23 protein-coding genes and 1 riboswitch are annotated in these 23,942 nt (G+C 62.1%); of the genes, 10 read left to right on the forward strand and 13 right to left on the reverse strand.

Annotation, left to right across the window (positions count from 1 at the left end):
• Positions 1-37 precede the first annotated feature (37 nt).
• Positions 38-304, forward strand: a complete 267-nt coding sequence (locus QDT79_RS10575) for a VF530 family protein (RefSeq protein ID WP_063991145.1) — start codon at positions 38-40, stop codon at positions 302-304.
• A 6-nt stretch (positions 305-310) separates the two neighbouring features.
• Here the strand turns inward: QDT79_RS10575 and yvcK are convergent, their stop codons facing one another.
• On the reverse strand, positions 311-1,228 hold the full coding sequence (gene yvcK / locus QDT79_RS10580) for a uridine diphosphate-N-acetylglucosamine-binding protein YvcK (protein WP_063991146.1): 918 nt from the start codon (positions 1,226-1,228) through the stop codon (positions 311-313).
• A 259-nt stretch (positions 1,229-1,487) separates the two neighbouring features.
• A riboswitch (molybdenum cofactor riboswitch) is annotated at positions 1,488-1,632 on the forward strand.
• Here yvcK and moaA point away from each other — a divergent pair.
• From moaA to QDT79_RS10610, 6 genes are all read left to right on the forward strand, one after another.
• Entirely contained in the window at positions 1,619-2,605 is a 987-nt protein-coding gene (moaA, locus tag QDT79_RS10585) for a GTP 3',8-cyclase MoaA (RefSeq protein WP_308316472.1), read from the forward strand. (Overlaps the previous riboswitch by 14 nt.)
• A 147-nt stretch (positions 2,606-2,752) precedes the next feature.
• Entirely contained in the window at positions 2,753-3,268 is a 516-nt protein-coding gene (moaB, locus tag QDT79_RS10590) for a molybdenum cofactor biosynthesis protein B (RefSeq protein WP_025301928.1), read from the forward strand.
• A gap of 3 nt (positions 3,269-3,271) precedes the next feature.
• Positions 3,272-3,751: a cyclic pyranopterin monophosphate synthase MoaC gene (gene moaC / locus QDT79_RS10595; protein ID WP_049201144.1), complete on the forward strand. Its 480-nt coding sequence runs from the start codon at positions 3,272-3,274 to the stop codon at positions 3,749-3,751.
• A complete protein-coding gene (gene moaD / locus QDT79_RS10600) occupies positions 3,748-3,993 on the forward strand; it encodes a molybdopterin synthase sulfur carrier subunit (RefSeq protein ID WP_019453985.1) in 246 nt (81 codons plus the stop codon). Before moaC ends, moaD begins: the two co-directional genes overlap by 4 nt.
• Positions 3,994-3,995: 2 nt before the next feature.
• Positions 3,996-4,463 carry a molybdopterin synthase catalytic subunit MoaE gene (moaE, locus tag QDT79_RS10605; RefSeq protein ID WP_004939764.1) on the forward strand — a complete coding sequence of 156 codons (468 nt, stop codon included), beginning with the start codon at positions 3,996-3,998 and terminating at the stop codon, positions 4,461-4,463.
• A 130-nt stretch (positions 4,464-4,593) separates the two neighbouring features.
• Complete coding sequence (locus tag QDT79_RS10610; protein ID WP_033637508.1) at positions 4,594-5,304, forward strand: Bax inhibitor-1/YccA family protein; 711 nt, start codon at positions 4,594-4,596, stop codon at positions 5,302-5,304.
• 70 nt (positions 5,305-5,374) lie between these two features.
• Here the strand turns inward: QDT79_RS10610 and QDT79_RS10615 are convergent, their stop codons facing one another.
• The 5 genes from QDT79_RS10615 to QDT79_RS10635 are packed head-to-tail and all read right to left on the reverse strand — an operon-like array spanning position 5,375 to position 11,093.
• Positions 5,375-6,481: an ABC transporter permease gene (locus tag QDT79_RS10615; protein ID WP_063991148.1), complete on the reverse strand. Its 1,107-nt coding sequence runs from the start codon at positions 6,479-6,481 to the stop codon at positions 5,375-5,377.
• Positions 6,482-6,493: 12 nt separating this feature from the next.
• Positions 6,494-7,648 carry an ABC transporter permease gene (locus QDT79_RS10620; RefSeq protein ID WP_063991149.1) on the reverse strand — a complete coding sequence of 385 codons (1,155 nt, stop codon included), beginning with the start codon at positions 7,646-7,648 and terminating at the stop codon, positions 6,494-6,496.
• Positions 7,645-9,381 (reverse strand): ATP-binding cassette domain-containing protein, encoded by a 1,737-nt coding sequence (locus QDT79_RS10625; RefSeq protein WP_308316473.1) that lies wholly within the window; start codon positions 9,379-9,381, stop codon positions 7,645-7,647. The genes QDT79_RS10620 and QDT79_RS10625 overlap by 4 nt, the downstream gene beginning before the upstream one ends.
• 8 nt (positions 9,382-9,389) lie before the next feature.
• Entirely contained in the window at positions 9,390-10,376 is a 987-nt protein-coding gene (gene hlyD, locus QDT79_RS10630) for a secretion protein HlyD (protein ID WP_107227323.1), read from the reverse strand.
• Positions 10,377-10,394: 18 nt separating this feature from the next.
• A complete protein-coding gene (locus tag QDT79_RS10635; RefSeq protein WP_107227324.1) occupies positions 10,395-11,093 on the reverse strand; it encodes a CerR family C-terminal domain-containing protein in 699 nt (232 codons plus the stop codon).
• A 297-nt stretch (positions 11,094-11,390) separates the two neighbouring features.
• On the opposite strand from QDT79_RS10635, the gene rhlE reads away from it, so the two are divergent.
• The 3 genes from rhlE (at position 11,391) to dusC (ending at position 14,843) form a co-directional block, all read left to right on the forward strand.
• Entirely contained in the window at positions 11,391-12,752 is a 1,362-nt protein-coding gene (gene rhlE / locus QDT79_RS10640; protein ID WP_063991153.1) for an ATP-dependent RNA helicase RhlE, read from the forward strand.
• A gap of 114 nt (positions 12,753-12,866) precedes the next feature.
• Positions 12,867-13,826, forward strand: a complete 960-nt coding sequence (locus QDT79_RS10645; protein WP_060420938.1) for a D-2-hydroxyacid dehydrogenase family protein — start codon at positions 12,867-12,869, stop codon at positions 13,824-13,826.
• Positions 13,827-13,910: 84 nt separating this feature from the next.
• A complete protein-coding gene (gene dusC, locus QDT79_RS10650; protein ID WP_038879839.1) occupies positions 13,911-14,843 on the forward strand; it encodes a tRNA dihydrouridine(16) synthase DusC in 933 nt (310 codons plus the stop codon).
• A gap of 42 nt (positions 14,844-14,885) precedes the next feature.
• Here the strand turns inward: dusC and QDT79_RS10655 are convergent, their stop codons facing one another.
• The 7 genes from QDT79_RS10655 to QDT79_RS10685 all read right to left on the reverse strand — a co-directional run bounded on the left by QDT79_RS10655 (position 14,886) and on the right by QDT79_RS10685 (position 23,190).
• Positions 14,886-15,152: a hypothetical protein gene (locus QDT79_RS10655; protein WP_004939738.1), complete on the reverse strand. Its 267-nt coding sequence runs from the start codon at positions 15,150-15,152 to the stop codon at positions 14,886-14,888.
• A 246-nt stretch (positions 15,153-15,398) separates the two neighbouring features.
• Positions 15,399-16,445 (reverse strand): ferric ABC transporter ATP-binding protein, encoded by a 1,047-nt coding sequence (gene fbpC, locus QDT79_RS10660; protein WP_130017449.1) that lies wholly within the window; start codon positions 16,443-16,445, stop codon positions 15,399-15,401.
• 11 nt (positions 16,446-16,456) lie between these two features.
• On the reverse strand, positions 16,457-18,535 hold the full coding sequence (locus QDT79_RS10665) for an ABC transporter permease (RefSeq protein WP_107227327.1): 2,079 nt from the start codon (positions 18,533-18,535) through the stop codon (positions 16,457-16,459).
• Between the two features lie 67 nt (positions 18,536-18,602).
• Positions 18,603-19,634, reverse strand: a complete 1,032-nt coding sequence (locus QDT79_RS10670) for an ABC transporter substrate-binding protein (protein WP_063991156.1) — start codon at positions 19,632-19,634, stop codon at positions 18,603-18,605.
• Positions 19,631-20,959: an MFS transporter family glucose-6-phosphate receptor UhpC gene (uhpC, locus tag QDT79_RS10675; RefSeq protein ID WP_255413746.1), complete on the reverse strand. Its 1,329-nt coding sequence runs from the start codon at positions 20,957-20,959 to the stop codon at positions 19,631-19,633. Before uhpC ends, QDT79_RS10670 begins: the two co-directional genes overlap by 4 nt.
• Positions 20,960-21,019: 60 nt before the next feature.
• Positions 21,020-22,561 carry an MASE1 domain-containing sensor histidine kinase gene (locus QDT79_RS10680; protein ID WP_130017453.1) on the reverse strand — a complete coding sequence of 514 codons (1,542 nt, stop codon included), beginning with the start codon at positions 22,559-22,561 and terminating at the stop codon, positions 21,020-21,022.
• Complete coding sequence (locus QDT79_RS10685; protein ID WP_063991159.1) at positions 22,561-23,190, reverse strand: response regulator transcription factor; 630 nt, start codon at positions 23,188-23,190, stop codon at positions 22,561-22,563. The genes QDT79_RS10680 and QDT79_RS10685 overlap by 1 nt, the downstream gene beginning before the upstream one ends.
• Positions 23,191-23,942 lie beyond the last annotated feature (752 nt).

Genomic DNA, 23,942 nt, shown 5'->3' on the forward strand with positions numbered 1-23,942 from the left:
GGTGTGCGGCCCGATTTGACCACGAAGAGTACCGAACATGAGCCAACACCAGTCCAAAGACCCGCTGCACGGCGTGACGCTGGAGCAACTGCTGAATAAACTGGTGGATCACTACGGTTGGTCCGAACTGGGCGCGCGCATTCGCATCAACTGCTTCCTCAGCGATCCGAGCATCAAGTCCAGCCTGAAGTTTTTGCGTCGCACGCCCTGGGCGCGCAAAGAGGTGGAAGACCTGTATATCGATATGGTCAGCCATCCCGCCCCAGCCAGCGATAATCCCTGGCTGCGCGGGCGAGATGGTTAAATCCGGTCAGCGGCGGGCGGCCAGCTCCACCAGCGCCCGATCCAGCGCCTGGCGCAGCAGTTGGCGATCGTGGCGGTAGGGGATGTCGCTCGCTTCCAGCGGTTGCTGAATCACCACCCGATCCTGCACTTCACTGGCGTCCACCGCCGGGCCGACGATCAGCGCATCGATCATCCGGCGGCCTATCTTCTCTTCCATCAGCGTCAGCTTATCCTTTAACGACAGCGCCGCGGCGGCCACGCTCAGCTCGCGGCCGAGATTGCCGATATAGATCATGCTGGCGCTGCTGCGACGCAGCGCCTGGGTAAGATCGTCCAGCAGCAGCAGCGGCATCAGGCTGGTGAGGAAACTGCCCGGCCCGATCAGGATCACGTCGGCCTGCGCGATGGCGTCCAGCGCTTCGCGCGTGGCGCTGACCGGGGGCGACAGCATCAGCTCCTGCGGCATATGGGCCAGCTGGTCGACATTCACTTCACCGTAAACGTGATTGCCTTCGTGATCGTGCGCCATCAAATCCACCGGCTGCTCCGACATCGGGATCAGCGCCGCGTCCACCTTCAGCAGGCTGCGCACCAGGTTGATCGCTTCCAGCGGGCGCACGCTCAGGTGATCCAGCGCTTTTAGCATCAGGTTGCCGAGGTTGTGGCCGGCCAGTTCGCCGTTGCCGCTGAAGCGGTATTCGAACATCGCCGAGGCGACGCTCGGTTCGGTGATCAGCTGGTTGAGACAGTTACGGGTATCGCCCCAGGCAATGCCGCCTTCCGAACGGCGGATGCGGCCGGTAGAACCGCCGTTGTCGGTGGTGGTGACGATGCCGGTCAGGCGGGAGCCTAAGGACGACAGGGCCGACATCACACGGCCCAGGCCGTGTCCGCCGCCTAACGCCACCACGCGGTCGAGATCGGCCAGGGTACGATTACGCATAAATTTCCTTACAAAGGGGCTGAACTGCCCGCATAAGGTAGCGGATCCGGCATAAAAACGCGATAAGAGTGTCATTTGCGTGATTCCGGTCAATTCGTCCGCGCAAGTGACGTTTATCATGGTTTACCTGAATACGCGGCGTCTAAAAACGCTGTATAGACAATTATATAGCGAATTTACGCGTTGGCTATCGTTGCCGATTAGCGCTAGAATTCTGCTGAAAACCACGGTTTCGTTCCGGCTACTCAAGGTAGCGGGAAGAGAAATCAAACTCCTAGCCCCTGCGCCTACGTTGTTCATCCGGAACGATATGGTGCCTGGGCCGTGGCGAAGTCAGCCACCAGGGTGCAGAGGGGAAACGCTCGCATCTCCCGACTTTGGAAAGGTGTTATGGTGCCGCAACTCATTGATGCTTATGAGCGCAAGTTCTATTACCTGCGCTTGTCGATCACCGACGTGTGCAACTTTCGTTGCACCTATTGTCTGCCCGATGGCTACAAGCCGAGCGGCAGTCCGAAAAGCTTCCTGTCGCTGGATGAAATCCGTCGCGTCAGCCGCGCGTTCGCCGAACTGGGCACCGAAAAGGTGCGCCTGACCGGCGGCGAGCCTTCGCTGCGCCGCGATTTTACCGAGATCATCGCCGCCGTGCGGGAAAACTCGGCCATCCGTACCCTGGCGGTCACCACCAATGGCTACCGTCTGGCGCGCGACGTCACCGCCTGGCGTGACGCCGGTCTGACGGCGATCAACGTCAGCATCGACAGCCTGGATCCCCGCCAGTTTCACGCCATCACCGGTCAGGATAAGTTCCGCCAGGTGATGGACGGCATCGACGCCGCCTTCAGCGCCGGTTTCAGCAAGGTCAAAGTCAACGCGGTGCTGATGCGCGACGTTAACCACCAGCAGCTCGGCGCCTTTCTCGCCTGGATCAAAGACCGGCCGATCCAACTGCGCTTTATCGAACTGATGGAAACCGGTGAGGGCGGCGAGCTGTTTCGCAAACACCACGTTTCCGGCGAAGTGATTCGCCGGCAGCTGGAGCAGCAGGGCTGGCAGCGCCAGGCGCGCGGCCGCAGCGACGGCCCGGCGCAGGTGTTCAGCCATCCGGACTACCAGGGTGAGGTGGGTCTTATCATGCCGTATGAGAAAGACTTCTGCGCCAGCTGCAACCGGCTGCGCGTTTCTTCCATCGGCAATCTGCACCTGTGCCTGTTCGGCGAGCAGGGGGTGCCCCTACGCGATCTGCTGGCGGACGACGGCCAGCTCGACGCGCTGAAGGCACGCATCCAGAGCGGGCTGCTGAGCAAGAAGCAGACCCATTTCCTGCATCAGGGCAACAGCGGGATCACCCAGAACCTGTCGTTTATCGGCGGCTGATACCCACATATTTCAAGCCGCAGCGTTGTTGGCTGCGTGCGCTCACCCCAGTCACTTACCGGAGTAAGCTCCTGGGGATTTACGCACTGGCCGCCTGGCTGCAACTTGAAATCTGTGGGGTATCTCAGAATAGGAGCCTATTGAACCATGAGCCATGCGAGCAGCGAGTTTATTCCGGCGCATATCGCCATCCTGACCGTGTCCGACAGCCGCGGCGCGGCGGAAGACACCTCCGGGCAATATCTGCAGGACGCGGCGCAGGAAGCCGGCCATCAGGTGGTGGATCGCGCCATCGTCAAAGATGACATTTACCAGATCCGCGCGCGGGTTTCCGCCTGGATCGCCGATGACAACGTGCAGGCGGTGCTGATCACCGGCGGCACCGGTTTTACCGCGCGCGACAACACGCCGGAAGCGCTGCTGCCGCTGTTCGACAGAGAGGTGGAAGGGTTCGGTGAACTGTTCCGCATGGTGTCGTACGAAGAGATCGGTACTGCGACGATCCAGTCGCGCGCGCTGGCCGGCCTGGCCAACCGCACGGTGATTTTCGCCATGCCGGGCTCCACCCGCGCCTGCCGCACCGCCTGGGAGCGGATTATCGAAGAGCAGTTGGACGCGCGCCATCGCCCGTGCAACTTCCAGCCTCACTTGAAGAAGCCCTGAGTCATGACACAGCTAACCCACATTAACGCCGCCGGCGAAGCCCATATGGTTGACGTGTCCGCCAAGGCCGAAACGGTGCGCGAGGCGCGCGCCGAAGCTTTCGTCGAGATGCTGCCCGCCACGCTGGCGATGATCGTCGACGGCAGCCATCACAAGGGCGACGTGTTCGCCACGGCGCGCATCGCCGGCATTCAGGCGGCCAAACGCACTTGGGAGCTGATCCCGCTGTGCCACCCACTGATGCTGAGCAAGGTCGAAGTGCAGCTTGAGGCGCAAACGCAGCACAACCGGGTGCGCATCGAAACCTGCTGCCGGCTGACCGGCAAAACCGGCGTCGAAATGGAGGCGCTGACCGCCGCCTCGGTGGCGGCATTGACCATCTATGACATGTGCAAAGCGGTACAGAAAGACATGGTGATCGGCCCGGTACGCCTGCTGGCGAAAAGCGGCGGCAAATCCGGCGATTTTAAGGTGAACGTATGATCGATATTCTTTTCTTCGCGCAGGTGCGCGAACTGGTGGGCACCGGCGGCCTGTCGATGCCGGCGGATTACCCGACCGTCGAGGCGCTGCGCCAGGCGCTGTGCGCGCGCGGCGATCGCTGGGCGCTGGCGCTGGAATCCGGCAAGCTGTTGGCGGCGGTCAACCAGTCGCTGGTGGCGGCGGATCATCCGCTGCGCGCCGGCGATGAAGTGGCCTTCTTCCCGCCGGTTACCGGGGGATAAGCATGGAAAATACCCGCATTCGCGTGGGCGAAGCGCCGTTCAACGTCGGCGACGAGTATCAGTGGCTGGCGCAGTGCGACGCCGATGGCGCGGTGGTGACCTTCACCGGCAAGGTGCGCAACCATAATTTGGGTGACGACGTCAGCGCGCTGACGCTGGAACACTACCCTGGCATGACCGAGAAGGCGCTGGCGGAGATCGTGGCCGAGGCGCGCAGCCGTTGGCCGCTGCAGCGGGTGACGGTGATCCACCGCGTCGGCGCGCTGTATCCCGGCGACGAGATCGTGTTCGTTGGCGTGACCGGCGCGCACCGCAGCATGGCGTTCGCCGCCAGCGAGTTCATCATGGACTACCTGAAGACCCGCGCGCCGTTCTGGAAGCGCGAAGCGACCGGCCAGGGCGATCGTTGGGTAGACGCCCGCGACAGCGATCGCGAGGCCGCGCAGCGCTGGCACGACGCGGCTAAATAACGCGTCAACAGCGGAAACAAATCAAGACCTTTGCCGCTTTCGCCCGGCATATTCTGTGGTACGCTTATAGCAGGCGAAGCCCCGTTCGCGGGGCTTCGGAATCTTGTTTACAACGCAAAAGGTAACCGTCATGGACCGATATCCACGCTCTAATGGTTCAATCGTCGAACGTGCCAACAGCGGCATTCAGGCCTACATGGCGCAGGTTTACGGCTGGATGACCTGCGGTCTGCTGCTGACGGCGTTCGTTTCCTGGTATGCGGCCAACACGCCCGCGATCCTCAACTTCATCTTCTCCAGCCAGATCACCTTCTTCGGCCTGATCATCGCCCAACTGGCGTTGGTGTTCGTGATTTCCGGCATGGTCAACCGCCTGAGCGGCGCGGTGGCCACTTCGCTGTTCATGCTGTACTCGGCGCTGACCGGGCTGACGCTGTCGAGCATCTTCATCGCCTACACCTACAGCTCGATCGCCAGCACCTTCGTGGTCACCGCCGGCATGTTCGGCGCCATGAGCCTGTACGGTTACACCACCAAGCGAGATCTGAGCGGCTTCGGCAGCATGCTGTTCATGGCGCTGATCGGCATCGTGCTGGCCTCGCTGGTGAACATCTGGCTGAAAAGCACCGCGCTGATGTGGGCGATTACCTACATCGGGGTGGTGGTGTTCGTTGGCCTGACCGCGTACGACACGCAAAAACTCAAGGCGATGGGCGAGCAGCTGAACGCCGATGATAAAGACAGCTTCCGCAAGTACGCCATCGTCGGCGCGCTGACGCTGTATCTCGACTTCATCAACCTGTTCCTGATGTTGTTGCGTATCTTCGGCAACCGCCGCTAAACCCGTCGTCTTTCAAGCCATAGGGTATCTGGCGATCAAAAAGCTCTGCATGTGACATGCAGAGCTTTTTTTATGCGATTTTGCGGCGGAATAGCGCGTAGGCGGCGCTGCCGGTGGTGGCGGTGATCACCAGCAGCGGCCACAGGCTGTGCCAGATGATGCTGAAGCTGGCGTCCTTCAGGTAGATCTGCTTGGTGATGTCGGTGAAGTGGCGTATCGGGTTGACCCAGGTCAGATCCTGCAGCCACACCGGCATATTCTCCACCGGCGAGACGTAACCCGAGAGCAGGATCGCCGGCATCATGAACACGAACACGCCGATGAACGCCTGCTGCTGAGTGGCGCACAGCGACGAGATCAGCAGGCCGAAACCGACCAGCGACAGCCCGTAGATCAGCATGGTGGCATAGAACAGCAGCAGCGATCCGGCAAACGGGATCTGGTACAGGAAGATGCCGATCAGCAGCACGATGCTGGCCTGGAAGCTGGCGACGATCAGCGCCGGCACCGCCTTGCCGATAAAGATCTGCCAGGTGGTGAGCGGCGAGACCAGCAGCTGTTCCAGCGTGCCCTGTTCGCGTTCGCGCGCTACCGACAGCGAGGTGACGATCAGCACGCCGATGGTGGTGATCATGGCGATCAGCGATGGCACCACGAACCATTTGTAGTCCAGATTCGGGTTATACCAGTTGCGCACCACCAGCTCGCTGTTGTTGGGTTTGGCGCGGTTGCCGAGCAGCTCGTTCTGATATTCCTGCACGATCTGCTGCACGTAGTTGGCGGCGATCTGCGCGCTGTTGGAGTTGCGCCCGTCGAGCAGCAGCTGCAGCGGCGCGGTGTTGCCGGCGGCGATATCGCGCGAGAACTGCGCCGGGAAGCGGATCAGCAGCAGCGCTCGCTGGTTGTCGATGGTGGTCTTTATCTCCTGCGGGCTGCGCAGCAGCAGCACGTGTTGAAAGGCCTTGGCTTTGGCGAAGCGCTGGGTCAGCTCTACCGAGGCCTGGCCACTGTCCTCGCTGTAGACCGCGATGGTGGCGTTGGTAACTTCCAGCGTCGCGGCGAACGGGAACAACAGCACCTGCAGGATCACCGGCATGATTAAAATGGCGCGGGTTTGTGGATCGCGCAGCAGCGCCTGCATTTCCTTGATGATGAGCGTCAACAGACGATGAAACATCGCTCTTTCTCCTCAATCCAGCCGGCGCTGGGTTTTCCAGGCCGTCAGGCCGATGAACACTACGGCGGAAGCGATCAGGAACAGCAGATTGATCAGTAGCACGGTGCCGACGTTGCCCGCCAGGAACAGCGTTTGCAGCGTGCTGACGAAGTAGCGCGCCGGAATGATGTAGGTCACCGCGCGTACGATGGCCGGCATGCTGTCGATCTGGAAGATGAAGCCGGACAGCATGATCGACGGCAGGAAGGCGGCGTTCAGCGCCACCATCGCCGCATTGAACTGATTGCGGGTGAGGGTGGAGATCAGCAGGCCCATGCCGAGGGTGCTGGCGAGGAACAGGCTGCTGATCAGCAACAGGATCAGCAGGGAGCCGCGATAGGGCACGCCGAGCACCCACACCGCCACCGCCATGCACAGCGCCATGGCGGCCATGCCGAGGAAGTAATAAGGGATCAGTTTGGAGAGCAGCAGCTCGCTGCGCGTCACCTGGGTGGACAGCAGGGCCTCCATGGTGCCGCGCTCCCATTCGCGGGCGATCACCAGCGAGGTGAGGATGGCGCCGATCACCGTCATGATGATGGTGATGGCGCCGGGAATGATGTAGTGCCGGCTGATGGCCGCCGGGTTGAACCAGTAGCGCATCTGCACGTCAATCAGCGGTTTGTCGCTGTTGCCCCGATCGGTGGCGCGCTGCTGCTGCCAAATTTGCCATACGCCCTGGGCATAGCCCTGCACGAAGTTGGCGGTGTTCGGCTCGCTGCCGTCGGTGATGATCTGGATAGGGGCGCTGTCGTGCGGGCGCGCCATGCGCTGGTCGAAATCGACCGGGATCACCACCAGGCCGCGGATCGTGCCGGCCTGCATCTGCTGGATCAGCTGTTGGCGGTTGTCGCTGATGGTCGGTTCGATATAGGGGGAACCGGCGAACGCCTGGGCCAGATCGCGTGCGTCTTCGCTCTGTTGCTCCATCAGAATGCCCAGATGCAGCTTGCTGGAGTCCAGGTTGATGCCGTAGCCGAAGATAAACAGCAGCATTAGCGGGATGACGAAGGCGATCAGGCCGCTGCTGGGATCGCGCAGTATCTGCCGCGTTTCCTTCAGGCACAGCGCGCGCAGCCGGCGCCAGGAGAAGCCGCCGTCGTCGATTGGGGTGCGGTTATCGCTCACCGTGATTCCTCCTCATCGTAACCCTGCACCAGCTCGATAAACGCCTGTTCCATCGAGGGGTTGGGATTGTCGTCGCGCGCCACCTGCTGTTTGAGATCGTCCGGCGTGCCGGCGGCGATGATCTTGCCGCGGTATACCAGGCCGATGCGATCGCAGTATTCCGCCTCGTCCATAAAGTGGGTGGTCACCATCACCGTGACGCCCTTGTCGACCATGCCGTTGATGTGCAACCAGAACTCGCGCCGCGTCAGCGGATCGACGCCGGAAGTCGGTTCGTCGAGGAACAGGATATCCGGTTCGTGCATCAGCGCGCAGGCCAGCGCCAGGCGCTGTTTGAAGCCGAGCGGCAGCGCGTCCGGTGTCTGATCGAGGATCGGCGCGAAGTTGAAGGCGCGGGACATCTCGTCGATTTTGTCGCGCTGCGCCTTGCCGCTCAGGCCGTAGACGCCGGAGAAAAACTTCAGGTTCTGCGCCACCGTCAGGTTGCCGTACAGCGAGAATTTTTGCGCCATGTAGCCGAGGCGTTGGCGCGCCTGGCCGGAGCTGGTCTTGAGGTCCATCCCCAGCACCAGCGCCTTACCGCTGGAGGGGATCAGCAGGCCGCACATCATTTTGAAGGTGGTGGACTTGCCGGCGCCGTTCGGCCCGAGCAGGCCGAAAATTTCGCCGCGCCGCACCTGGAAATCAACGTGATCGGTAGCGGCGAAATCGCCGAATTTCTTGGTCAGTTGCACCGCTTCGATCACCGTTTCACCGCTTGCGCCGTTGACGGTCGGCATGATCTCCGCCAGCGCCGAGCGGTGGTTGGGGCCGCCGCCGAGCAGATCGATAAACGCATCCTCGAAGCGCGGATCCGCTTCGTCCAGTTCGGCGTCCGGCAGATCCAGCGCCTGCAACAGCTGCCGGTGATCTTCGCCTTCCTTCAGGATCAGGCGCAGAGACTTGCCCTGGATCACCCCGTCGGTGACCGCCGGCAGGCAGATCGCCCGCTGCAGCAGCGATCGATGGCTGCCGGGGGGCGCGGCGATCAATACCGTGCGTCCGGCCATACGGCGGGTCAGCGCCTGCGGCGCGCCGCTGAACAGCAGCTCGCCCTCGTTGAGCAGCAGCACTTCGCGGCACTGCTCGGCCTCATCGAGATAAGAGGTGCTCCACAGGATCAACATGCCGTCGTTGGCCAGCTCGTGCACCATGCGCCACAGCTCGCGGCGCGAGATCGGATCGACGCCGACGCCCGGCTCATCCAGCAACAGCACCTGAGGTTCGCCCACCAGCGTGCAGGCCAGGCCGAGTTTCTGCTTCATGCCGCCGGACAGCTTGCCCGCCAGGCGCTCGGTGAAGCGGGTCAGATCGGTGAATTTCAACAGCCGCTCGAAGGTCTGGCGGCGAAGATCGCCGGTGACGCCGCGCAGATCGGCGTACAGCGTCAGGTTCTCCATCACCGTCAGATCCTCATACAGCCCGAACTTCTGCGGCATGTAACCGAGGATCGCGTGCAGTTGACGATCCTGCGCGATCGGATCCAGCCCGGCGACCCGCAGTTTGCCGCTGCTGGGTTGCAGCAGCCCGGCCAACATGCGCAGCAGGGTGGTTTTGCCGGCGCCGTCCGGGCCGACCAGCCCGATCACCGCGCCGCTGCGCAGGGTGGTGGTCAGGCTGGCGACCGCCGGTTTCTCAAGCGACGGGAAGCGCTTCTCCAGCTCTTCCAGCTCAATGGTGTGCGCCTGTTCCATGGCCGGCCTCAGGGTTTGGCGAAGCGCAGGGTGACCGGCATGCCCTGGCGCAGCGCGTCGTCGGCGTCGGTGACGATCACCCGCAGGCGGTACACCAGATCGGTGCGCAGATCCGGCGTTTCAACGCTTTTCGGCGTGAATTCAGCGGTCGGCGAGACGAAACCGATCTTGCCGTGGTAAGGCTTGTCGGGGCGGCCGTCGGTGTAGATCTCCAGTTCGGTGCCGGGCACCGCCTGGTTCAGGCTGGTTTCGTTGACGTAGGCGCGCACCCACACCGGCCGGGTCAGCGACAGGGTGAAGACCGTGCCGCCGGCGCCGAGCATGGTGCCCGGCTCCACCGCGCGGGTCAGCACTGTGCCGGCGGAAGGGGAGACCAGCGTGGCATCTTGCAGGTTCAACTGCGCCTGCGCCAGCGCCGCCTCGCTCTGCGCCACGTCGGCCTTGGCCTGTTCGATTTCTTGCGGGCGGTTGCCGCTGCGGTATTGCGACAGCTTGTCCTTCGCCGCCTGCAGGTTGGCCTGCGCCTGATTGCGGGCGGTGCGCGCATCCTCCAGCGCGTCGGCGGAGGTGGCGTTTTTCGCCCACAGCCCCTGCTGGCGTTTCAGGAAGCTGTCGGCGTAGGCGAAGGCGGACTGGCGCTGCGCCATTTCCGACCGTACCTGGGCGATCTCTTCGCTGCGGTAGCCGGCCTGCAGCAGCGACAGTTTGGCGCGCGCGCTGCCGACGTTGGCTTCGGCCTGCTGCAGCGCGTTGCGGTAAGGGGCGTCGTCCAGCTTACCGAGCAACTGGCCCGGCTGAACGGCATCGCCTTCATCCACCGTCAGCGACGCCAGGCGGCCGTCGACGCGAAAGCCGAGGTTTACCGTGCGGATGTCGACGTTGCCGTACAGCGTCAACGGCTTATCTTGCTGCTGTTGGTAATGCCATACCCCGTAAGCGGCGGCCGCGATCAGCAGAATTAACAATACGATCAAGGCACTGCGTTTTTTGTTCATAACACTCCCTGCCTGAATTTACGCGCCATGACGTTGGCGCAGCCCGGTAACCAGAATCTCAATATGTTCGCTCAGCACGGCGCCGATCTGCGCCGCTTCGTCCTCGCCAATGGCTTGCCAGCCGGCCTGGCGGCGGATGGTTTCGCGCGCCACGCGGAACGACAGCACCTCGCCGATCAGCGCATGGGTATGCAACACGAGGCGGGTCGCCTGTTCGTCGATGCCGGTCGCGGCCGCCAGCAGGCGGCACAGCCGCGCGTGCATCGGCGCGATCACCTGGCTGTGGATCAGCGGGTAGGCCTCGGTCGGGGCGAGCTGTTCGCGCGACATGATTTTGCTCAGGTTCAGCGTGTGCGGCTGGGTCATCAGGTCGCTGAAAGCCAGCAGGCCACGCTGCAGCAAACGCAGCGCCGCGTCGGGTGAGCGCTGCGCGGCGGGCTGTTGCCAGAAGCGATCGACCTCGTCGGCCAGCGGGGCGAACGCCTGCTGGATGAAATCGGCGAGCGACTGCGCCACGGCCAGGTACAGCCCCTCTTTGGAGCTGAAGTAATAGGTGATGGCGGCGATATTCTGGCCGGCGCGCTGGGCGATGTCGCGGGTGGTGGCGCCCTGCAGGCCGCATTCGCCGAACAGTTCGGTCGCCGCGGCGAGCAGCTGCCGGCGCGTTTGCTCGCCGCGCGCTCGGCCGGCGGCCTGATGAGGGACGGAAGCTGGCATGGGTCACGCTCAAAGTTAATCAATCATATGATTAACTTTATGCCAGATTGCTTAAAACGCAACCGCTAATCACAATGAGTTATGTGATCGGCTTCAGACAATGCTGAATTTACGGCAGATTGTGCTCTGGGTGCGTAAAAGTGCTTTTTATTACGCGACTTCTGTTACAATCGCCGCCTGGTGCACTGCAGTTTGTGCCAATCCCTCGTGGTCATGCTTAATGCCCCGTCTGATCATCCTCCCAGGAAACTGCACCGAACACCGTTAGGTTAGGGGGGATCTGGAGTTTTTCTCTTTATGTCATTTGAAACCCTCGGCTTAAGTGCTGAAATTGTGCGCGCTGTTGAAGAACAGGGCTATCGCGAACCGACGCCAATTCAGCGTCAGGCTATCCCTGTCGTGCTGGAAGGTCGTGACCTGATGGCCAGCGCCCAGACCGGCACCGGTAAAACCGCCGGTTTTACCCTGCCGCTGTTGCAGCTGCTGAGCAAGCATGACCATCCGGTCAAGGGCCGTCGCCCGGTGCGCGCGCTGATCCTGACGCCAACCCGTGAGCTGGCGGCGCAGATCGGCGAAAACGTCGATGCCTACAGCAAACACCTGCGCCTGCGTTCGCTGGTGGTGTTTGGCGGCGTGAGCATCAACCCGCAGATGATGAAGCTGCGCGGCGGCGTCGATATCCTGGTGGCAACGCCGGGCCGTCTACTGGATCTGGAACATCAGAACGCGGTTGACCTGTCCAAAATCGAAATTCTGGTGCTGGACGAAGCGGACCGCATGCTGGACATGGGCTTTATCCACGACATCCGCCGCGTGCTGGCCAAGCTGCCGGCCAAGCGTCAGAACCTGCTGTTCTCCGCCACCTTCTCCGACGACATCAAGGCGCTGGCCAATAAGCTGCTGCACAACCCGGCTTCGGTAGAAGTGGCGCGCCGCAACACCGCGTCTGAGCAGATTGAACAGAGCGTGCATTTCGTCGACAAGAAGCGTAAGCGGGAACTGCTGTCGCAGATGATTGGCGAAGGCGACTGGAAACAGGTGCTGGTGTTTACCCGCACCAAGCACGGCGCCAACCACCTGGCGGAACAGCTGAACAAAGACGGCATCACCGCTGCGGCGATCCACGGCAACAAGAGCCAGGGCGCCCGTACCCGTGCGCTGGCCGACTTCAAAGACGGCCGCATCCGCGTGCTGGTGGCGACCGACATCGCGGCGCGCGGCCTGGATATCGACCAGCTGCCGCACGTGGTGAACTACGAGCTGCCTAACGTGCCGGAAGACTACGTACACCGTATCGGCCGTACCGGCCGCGCGGAGCGCACCGGCGAAGCTATCTCGCTGGTGTGCGTGGATGAGCACAAGCTGCTGCGCGACATCGAGCGTCTGCTGAAGCGTGAAATTCCACGTATCGCGTTGCCGGGCTACGAGCCGGATCCGACCATCAAGGCCGAGCCGATCATCAACGGCCGTCAGGGTGGCGGGCGCGGCAACGGCGGCGGTCAACGTTCCGGTAACGGCGGGGGTCAGCGCAGCGGCAACGCGAACGGTGGCCAACGTGAAAACCGCGGCAACGGTAACGCCCGCCCGCAGGGTGATGGCCAGCGCCGTTCCGGCGCGCCGGCTTCGCGTCGCCCACGCAGTCGCAAACCGGCTGAATAAGCCTGATTGCTCAAAGAGTAAGCCGCCGATACGGGCGGCTTTTTTTTTGCCTGGCGGAACGGCATTTTCGTACTAGGCTGGACGGTGGCTAACCCTACATTCCAGGAGACGGAGATGAAATTGAAGTGCGCAATTCTCGATGATTACCAGCAGGTGGCGCTCAAGATGGCGGACTGGTCGGCGCTGGCCGATCGGGTGGAGGTGTCCGCCATCAGCGCACACTTTACCGATGAGACGGAGCTGGCGGTGCATCTGCAGGAGTGCGACATTCTGGTCATCATGCGCGAGCGCACGCCGATGACCGCCTCGCTGCTGGCGCGGCTGCCGAAGCTGAAGCTGTTGATCACCTCCGGCATGCGCAACGCTTCTATCGATTTGGCCGCCGCCGCCGAGCGCGGCGTCGTGGTGTGCGGCACCAGCAGCGGGTCGGCGGCGCCGATGGAGCTGACCTGGGCGCTGCTGCTCGGGCTGGCGAAGCATATCGTGCCGGAAAGCGTCGGGCTGAAAAACAACGGCCCGTGGCAGCGGGATCTCGGCGTTACCCTGCAGGGGAAAACGCTGGGGTTGCTGGGGCTGGGCAAGATCGGCGGCCAGATGGCCCGGGTGGCGCAGGCGTTCGGCATGCGGGTATTGGCCTGGAGCCAGAACCTGACGGCGGAACGGGCGGCGCAGGAGGGGGCCCTACTGGCGCCGTCCAAACGGGCGTTGTTCGAGCAGAGCGATTTTGTCTCTATCCACCTGGTGCTGAGCGATCGCAGCCGCGGGTTGGTGGGGCGCGACGAATTGACGGCGATGAAGCCCACCGCTTACCTGATCAACACCTCGCGTGCGGCGATCGTCGATCGGGCGGCATTGGTGGACGTGCTGCAACAGCGGAAGATTGCCGGCGCCGGGCTGGATGTGTTCGAGACGGAGCCGTTGCCGGCCGACGATGCGTTTCGTCAGCTGCCCAACGTGCTGGCGACGCCGCATGTGGGTTACGTGGCGGACGACAACTACCGCGCCTACTTCACCGAGGCGGTCGAGGACATTGCGGCGTTCCTCGCCGGCCAACCGATCCGCCGGCTGGGCTGACGGCGCTTTTAATGCCCGCAGAGGCTTGTCTGGCGCGGGCATTCACCCGTATCATTGCGGGTCTTTTTTTAGCTGGGATTGGTCATGCGCGTATTATTGGCTCCGATGGAGGGCGTTCTCGATTCTTTGGTGCGTGAGTTGCTCACCGACGTGAACGACTACGATCTGTGCATCACCGAATTTTTGCGCGTGGTCGATCAGCTGCTGCCGGCCAAATCGTTCTACCGGCTGTGCCCGGAGCTGCGCCACGCCAGCCGTACGCCGTCGGGCACGCTGGTGCGCGTGCAGCTGCTGGGGCAGTACCCGCAGTGGCTGGCGGAGAACGCCGCGCGCGCGGTGGAATTGGGCTCTTACGGGGTCGATCTCAACTGCGGCTGCCCGTCCAAGCTGGTAAATGGCAGCGGCGGCGGGGCGACGCTGCTCAAAGATCCGGAGTTGATCTACCAGGGCGCCAAAGCGATGCGCGCGGCGGTGCCGGCCCATCTGCCGGTCACGGTGAAGGTGCGCCTGGGCTGGGACTCCTCCAGCCGCAGTTTTGAAATCGCCGATGCGGTGCAGCAGGCGGGCGCCAGCGAGCTGACGGTGCATGGCCGCACCAAAGAGGACGGCTACAAGGCGGATCGCATCAACTGGGCGGCGATCGGCGAGATCCGCCAACGGCTGAGCATCCCGGTGATCGCCAACGGCGAGATCTGGGATTACCAGAGCGCGCAGGATTGCCTGCAGGCGACCGGCTGCGACGCCATCATGCTGGGGCGCGGCGCGCTCAACGTGCCGAACCTGAGCCGGGTGGTGAAGTACAACGAACCGCGCATGCCCTGGCCGCAGGTGGTTGAGCTGCTGCAAAAATACGTCCATCTTGAAAAGCAGGGCGACACCGGCCTGTATCATGTGGCGCGCATCAAACAGTGGCTGGGCTATTTGCGCAAAGAATATGACGAAGCCACCGAACTGTTTAGCGAAATACGCGCGCTGACGACGTCAGGGGATATTGCGCGCGTCATCTGCCGTAGCTAAAAATAAACCCGCACGCGGCGGGTTTATTTTAAATCGGTATTATCAGGCGGCTTTGTCGAGACGGTTCAATTCTATCTCAATATCCTGAATGGTTTTTTCCAGCCCTTCCAGGCAGGCGCCCTGTTTATTCAACAGGTCGTTAATGGCTTCGGCGAACGCCTTATTTTTGCATTCCCCCTGATCGAAGGCCAGCCAGTGTGCGGAGAGCGTCTCGGTATTCGCCTGCGCATAGTGGCGCATTTCCTTCAGCTGGGAAGCGACGTTGCGTAAATTATCCAGCTGCGCCTGTGCGTTTGCATTGTTGCTCATGAATTTCTCCTTGAGTTGGCCGTTAAATAATTTCGACTACGGGATTAAGCTTACCCCATCTAAATAAAAATATCACCCTTGGCGGCCCAGGTGGTTATTTTTTAATGAATGCGGATATATTTATTTTCTCGGTTGAACAAGGACTTGGGGTGAATTGTAAAAATAGATAAATACGTTTTTTTGACGGTTATTTCCGGCCATTCCATGCGGAATGGCCGTTATTCTAACGCTTAAGAGTGATGCTTATTATGCCGCGTCCGCCAGCATAAACATGCCGTAGGGGTGAATTTCCAGATAATACTGTTCGCCGACGTTGGGCTGCAGGCGAGTGGCGTTAACCTGCAGCAAAATCTGCTGCCCATGCCACGCCACCGTCACTTCATACTGCGGCCCCATGTAGGCGACATGCTGGATCACGCAGCGCTGGCTTTCCTCGCCGTGCTCGCTCAGCGTGATCGCTTCCGGCCGCACGCCCACCGTGCCGGCGCCTTCGGTGGCAAAGTGCGCGGGGCGCGGCAGGCGATAGCCGCTGATATCGACATAGTCCGCGCTGAAGCTGGCCGGGAACAGGTTGGCGTCCCCCATAAAGCTCGCCATAAAGCGCGACGCCGGCTGCCGATAGAGATCCTGCGGCGAACCCATCTGCATGATATGCCCTTTGTTCATCACCAGCACGGTGTCTGAAACCGCGAAAGCCTCACTCTGATCGTGGGTAACATACAGCGATGTGATATCAAACTGCTTTTGCAGCTCGCGGATTTTTTCGCGCATGCTGCGGCGCAGGTTGGCGTCGAGGTTGCTCAACGGCTCGTCGAACAGCAGCACTTTCGGCTTGAGGATCAGCGCGCGCGCCAGCGCCACGCGCTGTTGCTGGCCGCCGGAGATCTGATCGACATAGCGATCGTCGAACCCCGCCAGGTCCACCATCGCCAGCGCTTCCTGCACGCGCGCTTTCACTTCGGCGCGCGGAATGCCGAGCATCTTCAGCCCATAGCCGACGTTTTCCCCCAGCGACATGTGCGGGAACAGGGCATAAGACTGAAACACCATGCAGATGTCACGTTGCTGAATGGAACGATGGGTAACGTCTTCGCCATCAATGAATATCTGCCCGTCGCTCGGCTTTTCCAGCCCGGCGACCAGGCGCAAAATGGTGGTCTTGCCGCAGCCGGAAGGGCCGAGCAGCGTCACCATTTGCCCCCGAGGGATGGTGAGCGTGATGTTATCGATCACCGTGTTGCTGCCGAACCGTTTGGAGACGTTGCGCAGTTCAACGAAATTTTTCTGGCTCATCATGGGCTCCATTACGCCTGGTTTTTGGCTTTTGAACGGGAGATGCGTGCCTCGCCGATCAGCCAGTCAAAGAGGAAAATAATCGCCAGCATCACCACGATCAGAATGGAACCGTAGGCGATCGCCACCCCGTATTCGCCGTCTTCCACGCGGTTGAGGATGTAGGCGGTGGCCACCCGGGTATCGGGGGTGACCAGGAAGACGATGGCACTGACGGTGGTGATGGCGCGCACGAAGCTGTAGATCAGCGCCGACAGGATCGCCGGGCGCAGCAGCGGCAGCAGGATGTGCGTAATGGTGCGCAGCGAGCCGGCGCGCAGGCTGAGCGAGGCTTCGTCCAGCGATTTGTCTATCTGGCCCAGCCCGGCGATCCCGGCGCGAATGCCCACCGGCACGTTGCGCATCACCATCGAGATAATCACGATGGCGGCCGTCCCGGTGAGGTACACCGGCGCGCTGTTGAAGGCGAGAATGTAAGAGACGCCCGCCACGGTGCCCGGCACCGCAAAGCACAGCATGGTGGTGAACTCGATGGTCTTTTTGCCCCTGAACTGCTGGCGCACCACGATCCAGGCGATCAGCAGGCCGAAGGCGGCGGTGATCGGCGCGGCGATCCCGGCGTACAGCAGCGTGTCGAGCAGCGAAGGCCACGCGCCGTCACTCATGCCCTGGCCGAACAGCTTGATGAAGTTATCCAGCGTCAGCGTGTAATCCACCCCCCAGTTGACGGTGAAACTGCCGTAGAAAATGCTGCCGTAAAGCAGGGCGTTAAAGGCGATCCACACCGCCAGCAACGCGATCACGCCCCACACCAGCGTGACCGGCAGCGGCTGTACGTCGCCGCGGTAGGATTTGCCGGATACGGTGACGTAGGAACGCTTGCCGATCCACAGGTACTGGATGCAGAACACCAACAGCGAGAACAGCAGCAGGAAGGCGCCGAGGGTGCTGGCGGCCTGATAGTCGAGCTGCGAGCCGGTGATGTAGAAATAGATTTGCGTCGCCAGCACGTCGAAGTTGCCGCCGAGCACCAGCGGGTTGCTGAAGTCGGCCAGCGATTGCACCACCACGATCAGAAACGCGTTGGCCAGCGCCGGTTTCAGCAGCGGCACGAACACGCCGTTAAAGGTTTGCCAACGGCTGGCGCGCAGGGTGTAGGAGGCCTCTTCCAGCGAAGGATGAATGGTCTTGATCGCGCCGTCGAGGATCATGAACGCCATCGGGGTGAATGCCAGCACCTGCGCCAGCCAGATACCGGTAAAGCCGTAAAGCCAGTTGGTGTTGGTCAGGCCGAACCAGGCCACCATCCACTCGGTGACGTAGCCGGAGCGCCCCATCATCAGCGTGACGCCCAGGCCGACGACGAACGGCGGCGTGACGATGGGCAGGATGGAGAAGATGCGGCCGATAATGGCACTGCGCTTGGCGATGCGGGTGGTGTAAATCGCCAGCACCAGGCCGAAGAAGGTGCAGCCGGCACCCACCGCGATCGACAGGGCGATGGAGTTGAGGATCACCTGAACGATATGCGCCTGCGACAGCACGTTCATAAACGCCAACGGCGCGAATGCCCCCGCCTGGTCGGTGAACATCGGAATGAAAATCGCGATGCTCGGCCAGACGATGAAGACGCCGATCAGCGCCACGATGGTGACCAGCGCACCGATAACGAAACGGTCGCCGCCCAGCCATTCGAGGCGGGTCAGCGCCAGCGTCATGATGGCGCCCAGCGCGGTCAATTGCACCAGGGTGGCGTAGCCTAAGCCGCGTCCCGCCACCGTGGCGCTGACGACGATAAAAGCCATGCACAGCAGCGCCCAGCCGGCATCGAACGCGTGGCGCCGCCGCCGTTCACCGCCCGCCGGGGCGTAAGGGCGAAGCAGCAGCAGGCTCGGCAACAGGCACCATAGCCAGCTGACATTGCGGTTTGACCAGCCGTAGGCCGCGAGGATCTCATCGCCGGTGGACTCCAGCAGACCGTAATCCAGGCTCCAGCTCGGCAGCAGGGCGAACGCCAGCCAGCCAAGCAAGACCCAAAGGAATATCGCATCTCGTTTTTTCACGAGATGGAGTGCATGTGTATGTGACATAAGTTTCCCGGATGTTCAGGCCGGGTAAGGCGTGAGGCTTACCCGGCAACAGGCGCAGAATGCGGGTTTATTTACCCATCTTGACTTCGCTGACCCATTTATTGATCAGCGCCTTGCGGACCTCGGTCGAGCCGTACTTGTCCATGTCGTAGTTGATCAGCTTCAGGTCGTCGAGCTTCAGCGAGTTCGGCGAGGTAGCGGCGGTGGTGTTGGTCAGGATCTGATAGGACTTGCCTTTCTGCCATGCCAGTTCCTGCGCCTCTTTCGACAGCACCCAATCCACGAACAGCTTGGCGTTATCGAGGTTGCGCGCGCCCTTGAGGATGCTGACGCCGCCGATTTCGTAGCCGGTGCCTTCACAAGGCGAGATCAGCTCAAGCGGTGCGCCCTGTTCTTTTTCGAGCGAGTAGTCATGCAGGAAGCCGATGCCGATCGCCGTTTCACCGCGGGCGGCGTTGCGCGCCGGGGCAATGCCCGACTTGGTGTACTGCGAGACGTTGGCGTTCAGCTGCTTGAGGTAATCGAACGCCTGATCGTCCCCCCACAGCTGGGCAAAGGTCGCCAGCGCGGTGTAGGCGGTGCCGGAGCTCTGCGGATCGGCGATTTGAATCTCGCCTTTGTATTCCGGTTTGGTCAGGTCTTTCCAGCACTTGGGCACCGGCAGGTTTTTCTCTTTCAGGCGCTGGGTATTGACGCCGAAGCCGAGAATGCCGACGTAGACCGCCGAGGAGTAGTTGCCTTTCAGCTTCGCCGGGTCGCGGAATTGTTGCATCACCTGGTCGAGGTTCGGCGATGTGTAGGGCTGCAGCAGCCCCATTTCACCGGCCTGGGATTGCGGATCGAGCGTGCCGCCGTACCAGACGTCCGCCTGCGGGTTTTTCTTCTCGGCGTCCACTTTCGCCAGCGTGCTGCCGGAGCCGTTGCGGATGAACGAGGTTTTCACGTCATATTTCTCGCCGAAGGCTTTGGTCTCCGCTTCGCACATTTCATTGGTGGCGCTGCAGTAAACCACCAGGCGGCCCTTGGCGTGCGCGGCGCCGCTCAGCGTGGCCAGCGCGATGCCGGAAGCTATCAGGGTCGTGACCCACATTTTTTTCATTGTTTTATCCTTCTCTCGGTAGAGGTGGTGACGCTCGCCATCAGCAGCGGCATCAGCAATAAACCCATAAGAACGGCGGCGATCGACAGCAAACTGAACATGCCTGACCAGCCGTAGCCTTCGATGACCTGCGACAGCGGCCAGCCCGCCAGCGCTGCCCCCAGGTAGGCGAACAGGCCGAGAAAACCGGTGATGGAGCCCGCTGCGCCTTTATGCCCGCATTCCACGGCGGCGAGGCCAATCAGCATCTGCGGGCCGAAGACAAAAAAGCCCACCGTAAAGAAACAGCCCGCCAGCAGCGCGTAGTGATGCACCGGCGCCAGCCACAGTGCGGCGACGGAAACCATCAGCCCGAGCGTGAACAGCAAAATCATCGGCGCGCGCTGCCCACCGAACAGCACATCCGAGCCCCAGCCGGCGAACAGCGCGCCGAGCAGGCCGCCTATCTCGAACAGCATCACCGTCGCGTTGGCGCTGAGCAGGTTGGCGCCGTGGCTTTCCGTCAGCCAGAGATTGCCCCAGTCGTTCAACGCGATGCGGATCAGGTAGACCAGCACGTAAGAGACACCGAGCAGCCAGATCATCGGGTTCTTCAGCATCGTGGTACGCAACATCTGCCACAGCCCCATCGGCGGGCTTTGCTGTTCCTGGCGCAGCTCCAGCGGATCGTGGCGCCACTGGCCGACCGACGGCAGGCCTTCTTCCTGCGGCGTGCCTGTCAGTTGCCGCGTGAGCCAGAGGCCCAACACCATGCTGACGGCGCCCGGGATCAGCATCGCCGCCTGCCAGCCCCAGCGCTGGGCGGCGAAGGCGCTGATCAGCGGCACGATCGCGCCGCCGAGGTTGATCGACATATTCCAGCAGCCCCACCAGAAGCCACGCTCGTTGCGCGAATACCAGTGGGTCAGCAGCCGCGCGCAGGGCGGCCAGCCCCAGCCCTGAAAGAAGCCGTTCAGCGCCCAGACCGCCAGCAGCAGCGTCAGCGATTCGCCGAAGGCAAACGCCACGTTCAGCAAGCCGGTGGCGAACAGGCCGATCCCCATAAACCTGCGCTGCCCGTGGCCGTCGTGCCACAGCCCGGCGGCGAATTTCGACAGGCCGTAGCTCAGGTAAAACAGCGAGCCGAGCAGGCCGATGTCCCCTTTATCCAGCCCCAAATCCGTTTGCAGCGCCGGCAGCACGTAATTCACGCTTTTGCGCGTCAGGTAAAAGGCGGCGTACCCGATGACCATGTACAGCAGCAGTCGCGGGCGCAGCGCGCGGTAACGATGATCGATTTCAGATGCCGAGCGTGCCTGCATAGCCGCCTCCCTGGTGGTGACTATAAGAAGGTGAAAGGGAAAGGGGATGAGAGAAAGTCTGGAGTGGCTAAGACTTTTTCCTAGTTAGTCGGCGATTTGTTGCAAATTTGTGGGCAGGTTAACAATTACCCGCGTACCGCACTGCGTTTCCAGCGTCAGCTCGCCGCCCAGCGCGCTGACCCGCTCGCGCATTCCCTGAATGCCGAGGCCGGGCACCTTGTCCGCGCGGATGCCGATGCCGTTGTCCCGCACCTCGAGGTGCAAAAGCGCGCCTTGCTGATACAAAACGATGGCGACCTCGCTGGCCTCGGCGTGTTTGCACACGTTGTTGAGCAGCTCTTGCAGCAGGCGGTAGAGGGTGAAGCGCACCGTTTCGCCGGCGGGCGTGTCGCTCAGCCGGTAATCGAAACGGCAGTGGATGCCCCGTTCGGCAAAGGCGAATTCGCTCAGCAGATGGTGAAGCGCCTCTTTGAACGCCAGCTCGTCCAGCGCGGGCGGGCGAAGCTGGCGCAGCAGCTGGCGCGTGGAGTGATGAATGCGCCGGGCGAGCTCGCCTATCTGGTGCGCCGCGGCCTGGGTTTGCGCCGGATCGCGCGCCCGTTTGACCAGCTGCGACTGGATTTGAATCGCGGTGATGTTCTGGCCGATTTCATCGTGCAGCTCGCGCGCCAGGTTTTTCCGCGTGTCTTCTTCGGTGTGGATCAGTTTTTCGGTCAGCGCTCGCCGCGCCGCCAGCTCTTCTTCCAGGCGACGCTGATAGTGGTGCAGGTTTTGCGCCAGGTGCTGCTGGCGGCTGATGGCGATGCCCAGGCCGATGCCGAGCAGCGCCTGCGTCGCCAGAAAGATTTCCAGCTCGACCAGATTGCCGAACCCCACGCCGACCTGCCGGGCGAGGGTGATCATCATGCTGCCGAGCAGGCCGGACAGCACGCCGCCCTGCCAGCCGAACTTCCACGCCATCACCACGTTCGGCAGAAACACCACGATCAGCAGCAGGCGTTCGATTTCCGGCGACAGCACCATCTGCGTGCCGATGCCGATAACGAAAAACAGGCTGCACCAGATGATTAAGGATGCGCGCAGCGGCGGGTTGGGGGTGTCCAGGCCCAGCAGGTGGTAACGGTGCTGCTGGCGCAGAAATTCAAAGATCAGGTAGACGAACGGGGTCAGCAAGACGCCGCCGGTAAACGACGCCAGGCCAAGCAGCATCGCCGGGCTTGGCACAAACGGCGAAAGCAGGGCGGTGTTGAGCAGCGAGGCGGCGGTCACCGCAGCCAGCAGCAGCGTCAGCCGCTGCCAGTAGAGCGGAAAACGGCGCCAGAATCGCTGCGCGAGCGCGGCCGGGAGCAGGGTGATGAACGGCGCGGCCAGCAGGCTGTAGCCGCTCATCAGGCGTTCGCCGTGCAGCCAGAACAGCAGCAGCACCGGCGGTATTATCAGAGCGGGCCAATAGCGGCGCACCAGCAAGATCAGCAGCGCGAGATAGACGCCGTGCGGCAGAAACAGCGCCGCCTGGTTGCCGTTGCGGGTCAGATAGAAACCGAGCGTCCACAGCATCAGCCAGCCGCTGCCCCAGGCCAACAGGATAAACAGCGAGATAACCCAGGGCCGGAAACGGGGTGACATCAATGCCCCGCCAGCAGCTGATGATCGAGGGCGAAATGCACCAGCTCGATGGTGCTGTTGCACTGCAGCTTGCCCAGGACGTTGGCGCGATGCACGTGCACCGTTTTATGGCTGAGATCGAGCTTGAAAGCGATCTCCTTTACGCTGTCGCCTTTGACCAGCAGATCGAAGATTTCACGCTCGCGCGGGGTCAGCACTTCCAGCGCCGTGGCCGGCTGCTCGCCGCCGCGCAGCGCCCGCAGCGCGTCGGCGCACAGGTAATGGCCGCCCATATCGACGGAACGCACCGCCTGCACCAGCTCTTCCGGCCCGCAGCGTTTGGTCAGATAGCCGCTGGCGCCGGCGTCCAGTGCGCTCTGCACGAAGGTGGGGGAGTCATAGATGCTGAGGATAATCGCGCGGAACTGCGGCTTCTGCGCCCGCAGGCGCTTCAACAGGCTCAGGCCGTTTTCATCCGGCATGGCGATGTCCATCACCGCGACGCTGACGTCGTCGCGCAGCAATGCCGGCCAGGCCGCCGCCGCGCTGCTGTATTGCCCCACCACGTCGAGATCGTCCTCGAGGTTGAGCAATTGCGCAAAGCCGGAGCGCACCACCACATGGTCATCCACCAGTATCACACGGATCATTTTTCGCACTCTGTTGCCGAATCATGACCCTATGATGCCTGCCGGCGCGGTGCTGGCAATCAGCCAAGCGCGGTTATGCAATCGGTGTAACAGAATCGTAATAAAAGGGCGCCGCTGTGCGTAATGCTAGTCACTTAAGCCTGACTGGCATTTTTTTATCCAGTCTCTGTACGTGGCGTGCAGGATGAATTGCCGTAAATGCCCAGAATTTCTCTGTTACTACAATGAACGGCAATTGGAGGGGCCGAAGGCGCGGCCCCTCCACCCGCGCCTTCGCTTAACACCATCTGTCCGCTGTGCGGATACCCTCGCCGCGTCTGCATTGTCGGGCGGGTCGGCTGCGACAAACGTCCCTGTTAGTCTCGCCTCAACCGGCCTTCCCTGGCCGGTTGCCCCTGACAACGCTGTCTTGCTCAGCAGCCAGTGATGCGCGCCAAAGGTCAACACCTGAGCTGGCGGCTACCGGGCAACCCGTCCTTTATGAGGTTATGGCAGAGAAGTTGGAGATGAACGCAGGGTTGGACGCCCTTGAAGACGCCGAACGCAGGCATAGCGCATTAGGAGAAACCGCCATGGACGGCGGTTTCAGGTGAGACAGGCAGGGACGCCTGTCGCAACCGGCCTCAATGCGCTATGGCGGAGGGAGGGGAGTTGGCAAAGCCAACCGTCTGATAGGGCAAAGGCGCGGGTTGCCAGGGGCCGCGCCTTCGGCCCCTGGCTCGGTCGAGGCGTATGAGCCTCATGGCGCATCT

The sequence above is a fragment of the Serratia marcescens genome (assembly GCF_029846115.1).
Taxonomy (GTDB): Bacteria; Pseudomonadota; Gammaproteobacteria; order Enterobacterales; family Enterobacteriaceae; genus Serratia; species Serratia marcescens_L.